This window comes from Polyangium jinanense (assembly GCF_028435265.1).
GTDB lineage: Bacteria > Myxococcota_A > Polyangia > Polyangiales > Polyangiaceae > Polyangium > Polyangium jinanense.
On the sequence record NZ_JAGTJK010000084.1, the window covers coordinates 17,501 to 30,344 of the forward strand.

At 68.5% G+C, this 12,844-nt stretch carries 10 protein-coding genes and 1 rRNA gene; 7 read left to right on the plus strand and 4 right to left on the minus strand.

Annotated elements, in window-relative coordinates; translation table 11 throughout:
* Positions 1-147: 147 nt before the first annotated feature.
* The 3 genes from KEG38_RS51420 to KEG38_RS51430 all read left to right on the plus strand — a co-directional run bounded on the left by KEG38_RS51420 (position 148) and on the right by KEG38_RS51430 (position 3,291).
* A complete protein-coding gene (locus KEG38_RS51420) occupies positions 148-750 on the plus strand; it encodes an RNA polymerase sigma factor (protein ID WP_272428278.1) in 603 nt (200 codons plus the stop codon).
* Complete coding sequence (locus tag KEG38_RS51425; RefSeq protein WP_272428279.1) at positions 747-1,556, plus strand: tetratricopeptide repeat protein; 810 nt, start codon at positions 747-749, stop codon at positions 1,554-1,556. Before KEG38_RS51420 ends, KEG38_RS51425 begins: the two co-directional genes overlap by 4 nt.
* 61 nt (positions 1,557-1,617) lie before the next feature.
* The gene (locus KEG38_RS51430; RefSeq protein ID WP_272428280.1) at positions 1,618-3,291 is read left to right on the plus strand and encodes a hypothetical protein; all 1,674 of its coding nucleotides are present in this window, start codon (positions 1,618-1,620) and stop codon (positions 3,289-3,291) included.
* Here KEG38_RS51430 and KEG38_RS51435 read toward each other — a convergent pair.
* From KEG38_RS51435 to KEG38_RS51445, 3 genes are all read right to left on the minus strand, one after another.
* Positions 3,288-5,387, minus strand: coding sequence for an ATP-binding protein (locus tag KEG38_RS51435; protein WP_272428281.1), 2,100 nt, complete (start codon positions 5,385-5,387; stop codon positions 3,288-3,290). The two genes, KEG38_RS51430 and KEG38_RS51435, sit on opposite strands and share 4 nt — an antisense overlap.
* A 172-nt stretch (positions 5,388-5,559) precedes the next feature.
* Positions 5,560-6,720 carry an SUMF1/EgtB/PvdO family nonheme iron enzyme gene (locus KEG38_RS55930; RefSeq protein WP_272428282.1) on the minus strand — a complete coding sequence of 387 codons (1,161 nt, stop codon included), beginning with the start codon at positions 6,718-6,720 and terminating at the stop codon, positions 5,560-5,562.
* A 54-nt stretch (positions 6,721-6,774) separates the two neighbouring features.
* Positions 6,775-7,596 (minus strand): fumarylacetoacetate hydrolase family protein, encoded by an 822-nt coding sequence (locus KEG38_RS51445; protein WP_308215674.1) that lies wholly within the window; start codon positions 7,594-7,596, stop codon positions 6,775-6,777.
* Here KEG38_RS51445 and KEG38_RS51450 point away from each other — a divergent pair.
* The 3 genes from KEG38_RS51450 to KEG38_RS51460 are packed head-to-tail and all read left to right on the plus strand — an operon-like array spanning position 7,574 to position 10,857.
* Positions 7,574-8,155, plus strand: coding sequence for a SurA N-terminal domain-containing protein (locus KEG38_RS51450; protein WP_272428283.1), 582 nt, complete (start codon positions 7,574-7,576; stop codon positions 8,153-8,155). The genes KEG38_RS51445 and KEG38_RS51450 overlap by 23 nt on opposite strands.
* A complete protein-coding gene (locus KEG38_RS51455; RefSeq protein ID WP_272428284.1) occupies positions 8,152-9,261 on the plus strand; it encodes a POTRA domain-containing protein in 1,110 nt (369 codons plus the stop codon). Before KEG38_RS51450 ends, KEG38_RS51455 begins: the two co-directional genes overlap by 4 nt.
* 36 nt (positions 9,262-9,297) lie before the next feature.
* Positions 9,298-10,857, plus strand: a complete 1,560-nt coding sequence (locus tag KEG38_RS51460) for a polysaccharide lyase domain-containing protein (RefSeq protein WP_272428285.1) — start codon at positions 9,298-9,300, stop codon at positions 10,855-10,857.
* 7 nt (positions 10,858-10,864) lie between these two features.
* Here KEG38_RS51460 and KEG38_RS51465 read toward each other — a convergent pair whose 3' ends face one another.
* On the minus strand, positions 10,865-11,995 hold the full coding sequence (locus KEG38_RS51465; RefSeq protein WP_272428286.1) for a S1C family serine protease: 1,131 nt from the start codon (positions 11,993-11,995) through the stop codon (positions 10,865-10,867).
* A 725-nt stretch (positions 11,996-12,720) separates the two neighbouring features.
* Here KEG38_RS51465 and KEG38_RS51470 point away from each other — a divergent pair.
* A 16S ribosomal RNA gene (locus KEG38_RS51470) occupies positions 12,721-12,844 on the plus strand; the annotation flags it as partial.

Sequence of the window (12,844 nt, forward strand, 5' to 3'; positions counted from 1 at the left end):
CGTTCGTTCAAACCTTTTTCCGTTTGTACGAGACAGCACCAAATGAAGAACCCCCCGGAACGTCCTCCCGGACCGGTTCGCCCCGGGGGCACGAAATCGACGTTGGGCCTTGAACGAAGCGCATCTTTCCGGGCACGAAGGGGGGCGATGAGGGCCCTCGATCTGCTTGCGCCTCTCTTCTTCTCGCGCCCCACGGCCAGCGCCGCCCGGGCCGAGGAAGAGCTCGTGGAGCGGCTGCGTCGCGGTGAAAGCTCCGCGATCGCCGAGGTGTACGACGAGCACTACGCCACCGTGCGCGCCTTCGCCCGCCGCCTGACCGGCGACGACGCGGCCGCCGAGGATCTCGTCCACGACGTGTTCGTCAGCCTGCCCAGCGCGGCGCAGCGGTTCCGCGGCGAGTCGTCGCTCAAGACGTTCCTCGTGTCGATCGCCGTGAACCACGCTCGCCATCACCTGCGCTCGGCTGCGCGGCGTCGCGCGGTCCTCGAGAGGCTCGGCCGCGAGCCCTTGCCGGACACGCCGAACCCGGAGCGGGACGTGAGCCGCGCCGCGCTGGCCCGCGCGCTCGACCGCGCCCTCGATCAGCTTCCCGTACCGCAACGTGTGGCGTTCGTGCTCTGCGAGGTCGAGGATCGCAGCGCGCGCGAGGCCGCCGAGATCATGGGCGTGCCCGAGGCCACGGCGCGCACGCGCGTGTTCCACGCGAAGCAGAAGCTCAGGGCCCTGCTCGAAGAGGAGGAGAGCCGATGAACGACGACGTGCTCCGCGCCGCGACCCGCGCGCTCCGCGACGATGCCGACGCATCGAAGGGCCGCGAAGCCGAGACGCGCGCCCGCGTGCTCGCCACGCTGAAGGCGCGTCGCGCGCGCAAGCTCGCGGCGATCCGCGTGATGGTCCCGCTCGCCGCCGTGCTCGTGGGCTCGGTCGCGTGGGCCGAGGCGACACACCGATTGCCGGACGTCTGGTACGAGCTCAAGCACGATCTCGGGTTCGGAAGAGATGAAGAAGAGGCGCCCGCGGAGGCGATGCCGAATGCGCCGGCGGCGGTGCCTGTCGCGAAAAACGTGAAGGGAGCGGCCCCGGCGGAGGTGCCCGCGGAGAAGGCGGCCGAGCCCGAGGTTCCGCCGCCGAGCGAGCCCCAGGTTGCGTCCGTCGATACCGTTGGTGCTCAAATTGTTTCGGCTCCAAAGATTGCCGCAGCAGAGCCTCCGAAGTCGAGCGAGAAGGCTGCCGACGTTGCTGAAGCACCTGCCGCCGCCGCGCCTGCGCCTCGGGTCGACACGGACGACGCATTGTACCGCGCAGCCCACCAGGCCCATTTCGTCACGCGGGATCCGGGCGCCGCGCTGGCCGCGTGGGACGCCTATTTGCGGGCGGCGCCGCGGGGTCGTTTCGCGCCCGAGGCGCATTACAACCGCGCGCTTTGCCTCGTGCGGCTCGGACGAACGGCCGAGGCGGAGCGGACGCTCGAGCTCTTCGCCTCGGGCTCGTTCGGTGGTTATCGCAAGGCCGAGGCAAAAGCACTGCTCGACGCGATGCGCGGCCCCACGCCGTGATTCCTTTCGAATCGTGCGCGCTGAAAGAACGAATGGGCAGCCTCCGGGCACGAAGTCCGCGATGAACCGAAACGACGCCGCCACGAGGGCCTCGCGCGCCATTCTCCTCGCGCTCCGCGTCTCCTTGCTCGCCGCGGGCCCGCTCGCCATTTCCACGTATGCCGGCGCGGCGCACGCCGAGGAGCCGGCGGGCAGCGCCGTCGTCCTCGTCGTCGAGGGGTTGCCCTGGGACGTGGATCCGGAAGCGGTGCGCGCGGCGATCGGTCGCGAGATTGGCAAGCCGGTTGTCCTTTCGGGCGCGGCGCCCGCGGGGAAGGCTTCCTTCGTTCTGCGCGGCGAGGGCGGGCGGCGCGTGACGCTGACGTATCGCGCAGGCGGCGAGGGAGCGAGCGTCGGTCGCACGATCGATCTTCCGGACGACCCCGATCGCACGGCGGAGACGTTGGCCTTGCTCGCTGGAAACCTGGCGCGCGACGAGGCCGCCGAGCTCGCGGCGTTGCTCGGCAAACGGCCCGAGGACAACCCCGCAGCCGCTCCGAGTGAAGCGGAAGCGCCGAGGGAGGCGCCGAGCGACGCGCCCGTCGAGCCTCCGCCCGTTGCAGAAACAAATGAGCCTCCGGCGCAGGAACCACCTGCAAAGGCGGCTCCGCCAGAAAACCCCCACGCGCCTCGAAAGGCTGCGCCTGCACCGGTTTCCGCGCCCGCAGCCGGGCCCCCCGCCACGCCCACACGGACGCCCTCGCTCGAAGAGCTCGCGCCTTGCTGGCGTCATGACGCCACACAGTTCTTTGCCGGCGCCAACGTGCTTCCGCGGGTCGGCATGTCGACGAGCCGGGGGTCGAACGTCGTGCACAACGTCTCGGCGAACTTCCTCGCCGGGTATGCCACGGGCCTCGATGGCCTCGAAGTCGGCTTGGGATTGAACATCGAGCGCGAATTCGCCTGCGGCGTGCAGCTCACCGCCGTCGCGAACATCGTGGCCGGCCCCGTGCGCGGTGTGCAAGCCGCAAGCGGATTCAATTTCGCATCCTCGCTCCGCGGCGTACAGCTCGGCGCCATCGATATCGCCGCGGGGCCGGTCTTCGGCATGCAGATGGGCGCCCTCGGCATCGCGGGCGACGTGGTCGGCGCGCAGATCGGCGCGTTGAACATCGCGGGGGGAGCCGTATCGGGCGTGCAGATGGGCGCCGTCAATGTGGCCGCGGGCCCCGTGAAGGGCGTGCAGCTCGGGCTCGTCAACTACGCGGACCGCTCCACGTTGTCGTTTGGCCTGCTCAACATCATCCGCCGCGGCCGCCTGCACATCGATCTCTGGGGGCAGGAGACGGGCATCGTGATGGCCGGCATCGAGCACGGCGGCGATTACATGCACAACATCTACGGCATCGGCACGCGCCTCGTGGGCACGGAGCGGCGCCTCGCGCTCACCTTGGGCCTCGGCGGGCACGTGCAGATCTCGAAGCGGTTTTCCGTCGACCTCGACCTCCTCGGGTATTCGCTCCACGAAACGCCGAGCCTCGCGCCCACCGCGTACCTCGCGCAGGTGCGCGCGGTCGCCGCCCTGGAAATCGGCGCGCGGCTCGGCGTCTTCGCGGGCCCGAGTTATACCGTCGTGAATGCGCGTTCGGTGGAAGACGCCCTGCTCGCGCCTTACGACAGTTCCGGGCTCAACCCGACGAACGCGAACCCCATTCTCGGCTGGCCCGGCCTCACGATTGGCCTGCGGATGTTTTAAGCGCGCGCCGCGACCGAGGACAAGACACGCTCGAGCTCGGTCGGATCGATCGGCTTCGTCATGTGCAGATCGAAGCCCGCTTCCCGCGCCCGGCGGCGATCCTCCGCGTGACCGTACCCGGTCTGCGCGATGAGATAGGCCCTCGCCGTCGCCGGATCGGCCCGCAGCGCCCGCGCCAGCGCATAGCCGTCCATTCCCGGCAAACCGAGGTCACAGAGCACCACGTCCGGCGCGAGCCTGCGCCCCACGTCGAGCCCCGAAGGCCCGGTATATGCAACCTCGGCGCGATACCCGAGGAGGACGAGCAATTCCTTGAGGATGTCCGCGGTGTCGCGGTTGTCCTCGACCACGAGCACCCGCAAAGTCTCTTCCCGCGAAGGAGAGACGGGCCGGGCGGGCTCCGGTTGTCCGATGGAACGCGTCGGCGCGGACGAGAGCGGCAGCCGCACGCGGAAGGTCGAGCCGCATCCCGGACCCTCGCTGTGGGCTTCGACGGAGCCGCCGTGCAGCGTGATCAGGCTCCGCACGAGCGAGAGCCCGAGCCCGAGGCCGCCGCGCTTTCGATCGAGGCTGCTGTCGGCCTGGCTGAAGGTCTCGAAGACGCGCGGGATCATCGAGGGCTCCATGCCGATCCCCGAATCCTGCACCACGATCGTCGCGCTGTTCGTCGCTGGATCCGTCACGAGGCAAGCGAGCACCTGTCCGCCCGCGTCCGTGAATTTGAGCGCATTGTGCAGGAGGTTGCCGATGACCTGCGCCAGGCGCGTGTGATCCCCGAGGGTCCAGACGGGTTCGTCCGGCAGCGAGACCAGAAGCTCGATGCCATTGCCCCGGAACGCAGGCCCATAATCGTCGGCCACCTGGCGGACGATCCGCGCGAGGTTGCACGGCTCCTTGCGCAGCTCGATCTTGCCGCGGGCGACACGCGACACGTCGAGCAGGTCGTCGATCATCCGGGCCATGTGCGTCACCTGGCGCTGGATCATCTCGCGCGTGCGGACCACGTCCGGGGCGGTGCCGCCCGTGATGTCGAGAACCTGAATGGCCGTACGAATGGGGGCGAGGGGATTGCGCAATTCGTGGGCGAGCATCACGAGGAACTCGTCCTTGCGGCGGTCGGCCTCTCGGAGCGCCTGCTCGCTCTCGCGTAGAGCCTGTTCGGCGCGCTTTCTTTCCGTGACCTCCTGCACGACCACGTTGATGCCGAGGAGCGTGGAGGCCTCGCCGTGCACGGGGTGGACGCTGACCAGCCAATGCCGATCCCCCTCGGGCCGCTCATGACGGAGCTCGCAATTCGTGACCGCCTGCCCCGTGTCGAGGACCCGCTGGCATAACTCCTTGAACGGCGTGGCTTCGGGGATGAACTCGCCGAGCGTGCGGCCGAGATGCTCGGAGACGGACCGGCCGGTGATGCGCGCGAGCGTCTCGTTGACGTGCACGTACCGGAGCTCCCGGTCGAGAAAGCAGAGGCCCACCGGGGCGGTGGAATAGACGTTTTGGAGGAGCGTGAGGTGGCGCTGTGCCGTCTGTTCGCTCGCCTGCAGGCTATGGACCAGGCGATTGCGTTCGAGCACCGCCGCAATTTGATCGCTGAGGAGCTGCATGAGCTGGAGCTCGTCGGCGTGGAGGCGTGGTCGCTTGGTGCTGGCGAACGCCAGGGTGCCGAGCAAGCGGCCGTGCGACATCAGTGGATATCCTGCATATGCCTGGACGCCCGACTTTTTCAATTCCGTGCCGATGCAGAGGTTCGATTGCTGGAGATCGAAGGCGATGAGGGGTTTCCGGGTCGCGGCGACGGTCCCGCACATGTACTGGCCGAACGTGATCTGCCGGTATCGGAGCTTGTCCTCGGCCGAGAACCCCGAGGCCGATTCGAGGACGAGGGTGCCCGGCACTTCGCCGACCATGTAATTGAAGTAAAGCTCGACGCCGAGGTCGTTCGCCAGCTCCTCGAAGAGCGACCCGAGCACCTCCGACGGCTCGTCGCAAAGGACCAGCCGACTCGCCGCTTTCGCCAGGATACGCAGATGCGTGTGCTCGGCCCGCGCGTGCTCGGGCGTCTCGGCTGCGAGGGCGAATTTCCGGTGAGACGACAATTGAACCGATCAGGCGGCGCCGAGGATTCCACCTCGGTACGGTCCCGTTCCCTGTGCCGTCGAGTGTACTGCGAGGCAGGCGCTGCGCCACGTCGACGCTCCCGGAGGCCGAGGCGGACCGGAGCGTATTGCCGTCATGCAGGAGATTCGCGATTTCGCTGGTTTTCGGCTTTCAGATGTCCTTGCAGCAGCGGAAACCGAGGTGGTAATTCGCGTGGCTGTTCTCGCTCGCGAGGCGCGTTTCGTGCCAGCTCGGTGCGCGCCAGCGGCAATCGTCCTCGTGGGCCTCGATCGTCGAGAAGACGAACCAGCTCCCCTTCATTTCCGTGAAGCCGAGCCCGCCGCTCGCGGCGAGCTCCGCGGGCAGCGTGGGCAGGTTCATGTGCTCGGCGGCATTGCCGTGCATGTCGAAGACGCCGAGCGGGCTCCGGCAAGCCGGGAAGGCGCCGGCGGGATAGGTGTTCGAGCCGCACTGGTCGTAGCCGCCGCCCGGACAACCGGGGGTGCGGCTGCTCGATGTGCCGCAGAGGGCGTGGTTCTTCGCGGCGCCGTAGGCCCAGACCTTTTCGCGTTTGTAGTTGTGGTACCAGGTCGCCTCGGCGCGCGGGCGCGCCCATTCGTACTCGGCTTCCGGCGCGCGGACCGCGCCCGCGCAGGCGCCCTCCCATTCGTGCGTGTCGCAGATGCGCTTGCCGATCGCGCGGCAGAGCAGAGCCGCCTCGCTCGCGCGCACGTGCACGACCGGGTATTCGCAGGGCAGGTTCGGGAATTCGAGCTGGTCGATGCAGGTCCGCGCGTCGGCCTCGGTTTGGCTGGACGAAGGATCGTAGAGCGGCACCATGGAAGGAGCGCCGCAGGCGGGCACGTTCGCCTCCGTGACCCCGGCCTCGAGGCGGACACGCCGGCACTCCGAGCGCGACATCGGGTGGCGCGAGATCGCAGGGTTGCCCTGGCCGAGCACGGGCGAGGCGTCGAAGACGGCGCGGACCGCGTCTATCTGCGTTTGCGACAAACCAAGGCCGGCGCGCATCTGATCGAGCAGGCGCGCGCGCTGCGCGTCGAGCGTTTCGGGCTCCTGGTCGAGATCGTCCGGGGCGAGCGCGCGGGGCGGCGGAGGCTCGGGGACGAGCGATGCGAGCCGTCGCGCTTCGAGGCGCCGCTGCGGAGGAAGGGTGACCGAGAGGACGAGCGTCGCGGCGGTCCCGACCGCGAGGATCACGAGCGCTGTCTCGGCCAGGGCGCGCCGTCCGGGGCGCGTCGCCTTCGGCACCTCGACGAGCGTCGAGGCGAGCGGCGGCACGGAGTCGGGGCGGGGAGGATCGAGGGACGTCACGATCGCGCGCTCATTGTGTCCACGCCTCCCCGGCGTGGCCAAGAGAGCGGCGACCTAGCCGCACGCGCGGACCGGGTTGCGCAAGGTCCCCACGCCGTCGACCTCGACCTCGACGACGTCGCCCGCGGCGATGGGACCCACGCCATGCGGCGTCCCGGTCGCGATCAGGTCCCCGGGTTCGAGCGTCATGACGCCGCTGATGTACGCGATGAGCTGCGCGATCGAGAAGATCATGTCGCGCGTATTCCCGTCCTGCCGGATCTCCCCGTTCACGCGGCAACGCACGGCGAGCGCGCTCGGATCGATCCCGGTGACGAGGAGCGGGCCCGTGGGGCAGAAGGTGTCGAACCCCTTCGCGCGCGTCCATTGGCCGTCCTTCTTCTGCAGATCACGCGCCGTGACGTCGTCGACGCACGTGTAGCCGAAGACGAAGTCGAGCGCGCGCTCCTCCGAGACGCGACGGCAACGCGCGCCGATCACCACGCCGAGCTCGGCCTCGTGATCGACGCGACTGCTCTCCTCGGGCAGCTCGATCCCATCGCCCGCGGCGACGATCGACGAGGGCGGCTTGAAGAAGAGGAGGGGCTCGGCCGGGACGTCGTTGCCGAGCTCGGCGGCGTGCGCGCGGTAGTTCCGACCCACGCACACGATCTTGGTGGGCGTGACAGGCGCGAGCAGGCGCGCGCCGGCGAACGGCACGTCCTCCCCGGTCTCGGAAGGTCGCTCCCAGGGCGCGCCCGTGAGCAAGCGGAGCCTATCCCCGTCGAGGCGCGCGAAAGCCGCGCGCCCCTCGCCTCGATCGATGCGTGCAAACGTGGTCATCGTGCCTGCGCGGAGCGTAGCATGACAGGTGATGTCGCCCTTCCGGATCACCACGGCGTTCCTCTTCGCGTTCGGCGTGATGCTCGCGGCGTCCACGCCCGTCCGAGCCGAGCCCGTTCGTCGTGTCGTGGTCGATCGGATCGTCGCCGTCGTGGATCGCGAGGTGATCACGCTCGTCGAGGTACGCCGCCGGGCCGAGCCGTTCCTCCGCACGCTCGCCTCGCTCGACGAGGCGGCTCGGACCGTGGCCGAGGTCCGCATGTATCGCGATCTCGTGGATCGCATCGTCGAGGAGCGGCTGATCGCGCGGCGCGCGCGGATGGCCTCGATTACGGTGACGGCGAGCGAGATCGATACCGCGATCGACTCGATTGCGCAGACGAACAAGCTCTCGCGGGAAGCCTTGCTCGCCGAGGCCCGTACGACCGGCCTCTCCGAGGCCGACTACCGGGACGAGATCTACAGGCAGATCCTCTCGTTCAAGTGCTTGCGCGTGTACCTCGCGGGGAAGAAGAAGGGGTTCGCGGAGCTGAACGACGCGCAGATGCAGGAGGCGTCACGCGCGATGATCGAGGAGAGCAAGCGCGACGTGCACATCGAGGTGCGGCTGTGAGCACGCGCGCCGGCCTGGTCCTCGCGGTGATCGTCGCCCTGAGCACGTCGGCATGCGGGAGCGCGGGGCAGGGGGCGCGCGCGACGACGCCGGCCAAGGATGCGAGCCCGAAGAACGAACCTCCTCGCGCGCAGGATCCCGTGCTCGTTTGCGCAGACACGCGCGAGAGCGTACCCGCCGATCAGATCGCTCGCATCGAGATCCAGGGCGCTCGCGTGCCTCCGGAGCTCTGCGCGCGCGTGAAGCACGGGATCGGCAGGTCCTTGGACGAGCAACGTGTCGACGACGATGTCCGCGCGCTCTACGCGGATGGCCGGATCGAGGACATCATCGTCCACCGCGAAGAGGGCCCCCGCACGGTGCTCGTCTACGCGGTGCGGATGCGGCCTCCGCTTGTCAGCTTCGAGATCCAGGGCGCGGATCCCTCGGGCGCCTTGCCTGCGGGCGTGGTCCTCGAACGACCCGAGGTCGCCGATCCCGGGATCATCCACACGATGACGTCCGATGCGACCCGCCAGTTGCAGGACGCCGGCTACCCGCACGCCAAGGTCGACTTCGAGATGACGCCGCGCGATGGCGGCGTGGCCCTCGTCATCCGCGCCACGCCCGGACCCCGCGCGATCGTACGCGCCGTGCGCTTCGAAGGACCTTCGTCCGATCGCGCGCGCGAGCTCTCCGCCGCGATGCGAACGACCGTGGGAAACCCGCTCGATCGCCCGACGCTCGAGCGCGACGTGCTCGTGATCCAGGCCGATGGCTACGACAAGGGCCGGATCACGACGACCGTCGCGGCGCCCGAGATCATCGAGTCGGAGGGCGGCGCCGCCGTGGAGATCGTCCTCCGCGTGACCGAGGGCCCCATCTTTCGGATCCGTAAGGTCACCTTCGAGGGAGATCTCATCGGCCCGGTGAAGACCTACGAGCGCGACTTCTGGACCCTCAAGCCCGGCGCGATCTTCTCGCGCACGATCGCCGCGGCGGACATCGAGCGCATCCGCGCCTTCCACGAAGCCCGCGGCAGCGTCGTCGATGTGAACCCCTCGGTCGAGCTCGACGCCGCGCGTGAGACGGTCGACGTGAAGGTACGCATCGAACAGCGGCGTTAGCTTTCGCTCGGCGGGGCTTCGCTACCATGCGCGGCCATGCGCAAGCTCCACGCTTCACTCGCTTTCCTCTCCATCTTCTTCTTCGCCGCCGCCGCGAACGCAGCCGACATCGAGGCGGACCCGGCGAACTACCGCGACCTCCTCGACACGTTGAAGCCCGGCGACACGCTCGTTCTCGCCTCGGGCACGTACACGCAGGGGCTGCCGATCACGAACCTGAACGGCACCGAGGCCGCGTGGATCACGGTCCGCGGCCCGGCCTCCGGCGCGCCTGCGATTTTCGAAGGCAACGCCTGCTGCAACACCGTCGAGCTCGTGAATTCCTCGTACATCGCCGTCGAGAACATCACCGTCGACGGCAAGGGCATCGCCGCCGTGTTCGGCGTCAGCGCCAAGAACGGCACGAACAACGTCGTGCACCACGTGCGCATCGAGGGCTGCACCTTCGTCGGCCAGAACGGTTCGCAGCAGACCGTGGCCATCTCCACGAAGACCCCGACCTACGGCTGGATCGTGCGCCGCAACGTCATCGACGGCGCCGGCACGGGCATGTACTTCGGCAACTCGAGCCACGCCGATCCCTTCGTGGGCGCGATCATCGAGTACAACCTCGTCAAGCGCACGATCGGCTACGGCATGCAGATCAAGAACCAGGATGCCTGGCCTGTGCACGCTGCGCTTCCGAACGTCGACGCGCCGCGCACGATCATCCGGCACAACGTCTTCCTCAAGGATGACCAGCCGAGCCCGGACGGCCCGCGGCCGAACCTGCTCGTCGGCGGCCCGCCCCCGAGCGGACCTGGCGCCGGCGCACGCACGGAGGTCTACGGGAACGTCTTCGTGCACAACATGAGCGAGTCGCTCGTGCAGGCGACCGGCCGCGTCTCCGTGCACGACAACCTCTTCGTCGACGTCGCCGACACGGCCCTCCAACTCACGCAGCACGAGGGCTTCCCGCTCCTCTACGCCCGCGTCTACGACAACACTTTCTACGCCGCGAAGCGCGCCGTCGTCTTCGGCAGCGAGGCGACCGACGGAGATCTCGTCGCGGGGAACCTCGTGTTCGCGGACGAAGCCGTCTCCGGACCGAGCACGGGCACGGGGTCGAACCTCGTCGACGTCGCGGCGAACGCGGGAAGCTACGTGCAGAAGCCGTCGACTGCCCTCGGCGACATGGACTTCTACCCGCTGCCCGGCAAGGCCGAGACGAGCCCGCTCGATACGACCGAGCTCGTCGACGATCCCGAGCATGCGTGTGACTTCAACGGCAGCCCCCGCAAGGACTTCGCGTTCCGCGGCGCGTACGCGGGCGCAGGCACGAACCCCGGATGGAAGCCGGCCGAGACCATCAAGCCGGCGGTCGTCTGCGGAGGCGGAAGCGGAGGCGCGGGCGGGAGCGGAGGCGGAAGCGCGAGCGGGAGCGGGAGCGGAGGCGGAGGCGGGAGCGCAGGCGCAGGTGCAGGCGCGAGCGGAGATGCGGGAGACACCGGGGGCTGCGGATGCCGTTGGGGCACGAACGATCCGGCGGGGCCTCTGGCATCCGCGCTGGTCGGCCTCCTCTTGATCCTCGGCCGCCGTCGTCGCGCCTCGGCCTGATCACCCGTCACATCGCGACGACCTCCACGGACACGTCCCGCTCCTTTCCTTCGCGAACCACGGAGAGCTTCACCTGGCGACCCGGCCCGACGTGATCGAACGCGTCGAGCAACTCCTCGTTCGTTCGCACGCGCTTGCCGTCGATCGCCACGATCACGTCGCCGAGCACCACGCGCTTGCCGCGTGTCACGCGCACGCCCTCGAGCCCGGCCTTCTCCGCGGGCGAGCCCTCGACCACGTCATAGATGACGACGCCCTCGATCCCGGAACGCCGCGCCGCGCGATCCAAGGTCGGGCTCACCTGCACGCCGATCCCGGCGACCGAAGCGCGACCCTTCTCGATGAGCTGGGGGATGAGCCGGGCGACCGTGTCGACCGGGATCGCGAAGCCGATGCCCGACGATGCGCCGCTCGGGCTGTAGATCGCGGTGTTCACGCCGATGAGGCGGCCGCTCGAGTCGAGCAGCGGGCCGCCGGAGTTGCCGGGGTTGATGGCTGCGTCCGTCTGGATGACGTCGCGGATCTTCCGACCGATCGGCGAGGTGAGCTCGCGGCCGAGCGCGCTGACGACGCCGACGGTGAGCGAGTGATCGAGGCCGAAGGGGTTGCCGACGGCGAGGACGCGCTGGCCGACGAGTAGATCGCGTGACTTGCCGACGGGCAGGGGAACGAGCTTCTGCTTGGGCGCTTCGATCTGGAGAACGGCGAGGTCTTTTTCGGGCGCCGTGCCGACGACCTTCGCGTCCCACTCCGACTGATCGGCGAGCGTCACGGCGAAGCGGTCGCCCTGCTGGATCACGTGGAAGTTTGTGACGACGTGCCCGGCGTCGTCCCACAGGAAGCCCGAGCCGGTGCCCTGCGGGATTTGCATGACGTCGAAGGAGAAGAGGTTGCGCTGGACCGCGATGCTCGTGATGAACACGACGGACGAGGAAGCGCGGCGGAAGACATCGATGTCGCGGCGCTCGTCGCTGGTGAGCTCCTCGGGGATGGGCAGTTGTGGAGGCGCGGGCTCGGCGGGCGGCGCGAGCTCATGAGGAGGGGGCGGGCTCTGGCGCGAGCGCCCGACGAAGAAACCCAGGCCGAAGACAAAGGCGACGAGGAGCAGAATTCCGAGGGCTTTGGATGCGGTTTTCATGCGGCTTTCGCGGAAGCGATCGAGGTGAGCGAGAGGCCGAGATCCTGGCTCTCGGGGGTGTGCCGGGCAACCGAGCAGCAGAGATCGAAAGGCCTCCGGACGATTTCCTTGACAGGCCCGAGGGGGGGAGTATGTTCCGCCTCCCCGACGCGCCCGGGACGACGGATCCAGGGCAAGACGGGGCAGGCCCCCCGGGCCAAGCGTCCCAGCAGCTTCCTCAGTAGAGAGAGCGGCGGGACGAAAAAAAGAAACGGGGTGCTTGACAGGCGGAACGGAGTGAGTAAAGTCCGCCTCCCCGACGCGCTGAAGGGCAAACCCTGAAGGCGTTGGATCGCGAGGGAAACGCGAGCCGAAAGGCGAGCGAGACCAAAGCGAGAGGGGTTGCCGAAGCAAAGCTGGATGGAAGATCCAGCGGAGCGGAAGCAAAAAAAGGTTGACAGGGCGAACGAGACGCTCTAAAACAACCGACCTCGCCGCAAGGAACGGCGCCGCGAAAGCGGCCCGGACGGACGGCGAGACGACAGAACGAAGGAATGGCAGGAGTATCTGCCGAAAGCCTTCGGCTCGGTCCTTGAAAACTGGATTGTACGCAACACGCAATAACGTGTGGTGACGTGGCCCTCGCCTCAGGCCGTGCGCAAGCACGGTCGAGGCAACACGTCATGCCAATAAGGCATGAGTCGTCACCCGGTCTTTAGTCGGACCGAGGTGACCTCCAGCAAGTTTAACTGGAGAGTTTGATCCTGGCTCAGAACGAACGTTAGCGGCGCGCCTAACACATGCAAGTCGTGCGAGAAAGGGCTTCGGCCCCGGTAAAGCGGCGCACGGGTGAGTAACACGTAGGTAACC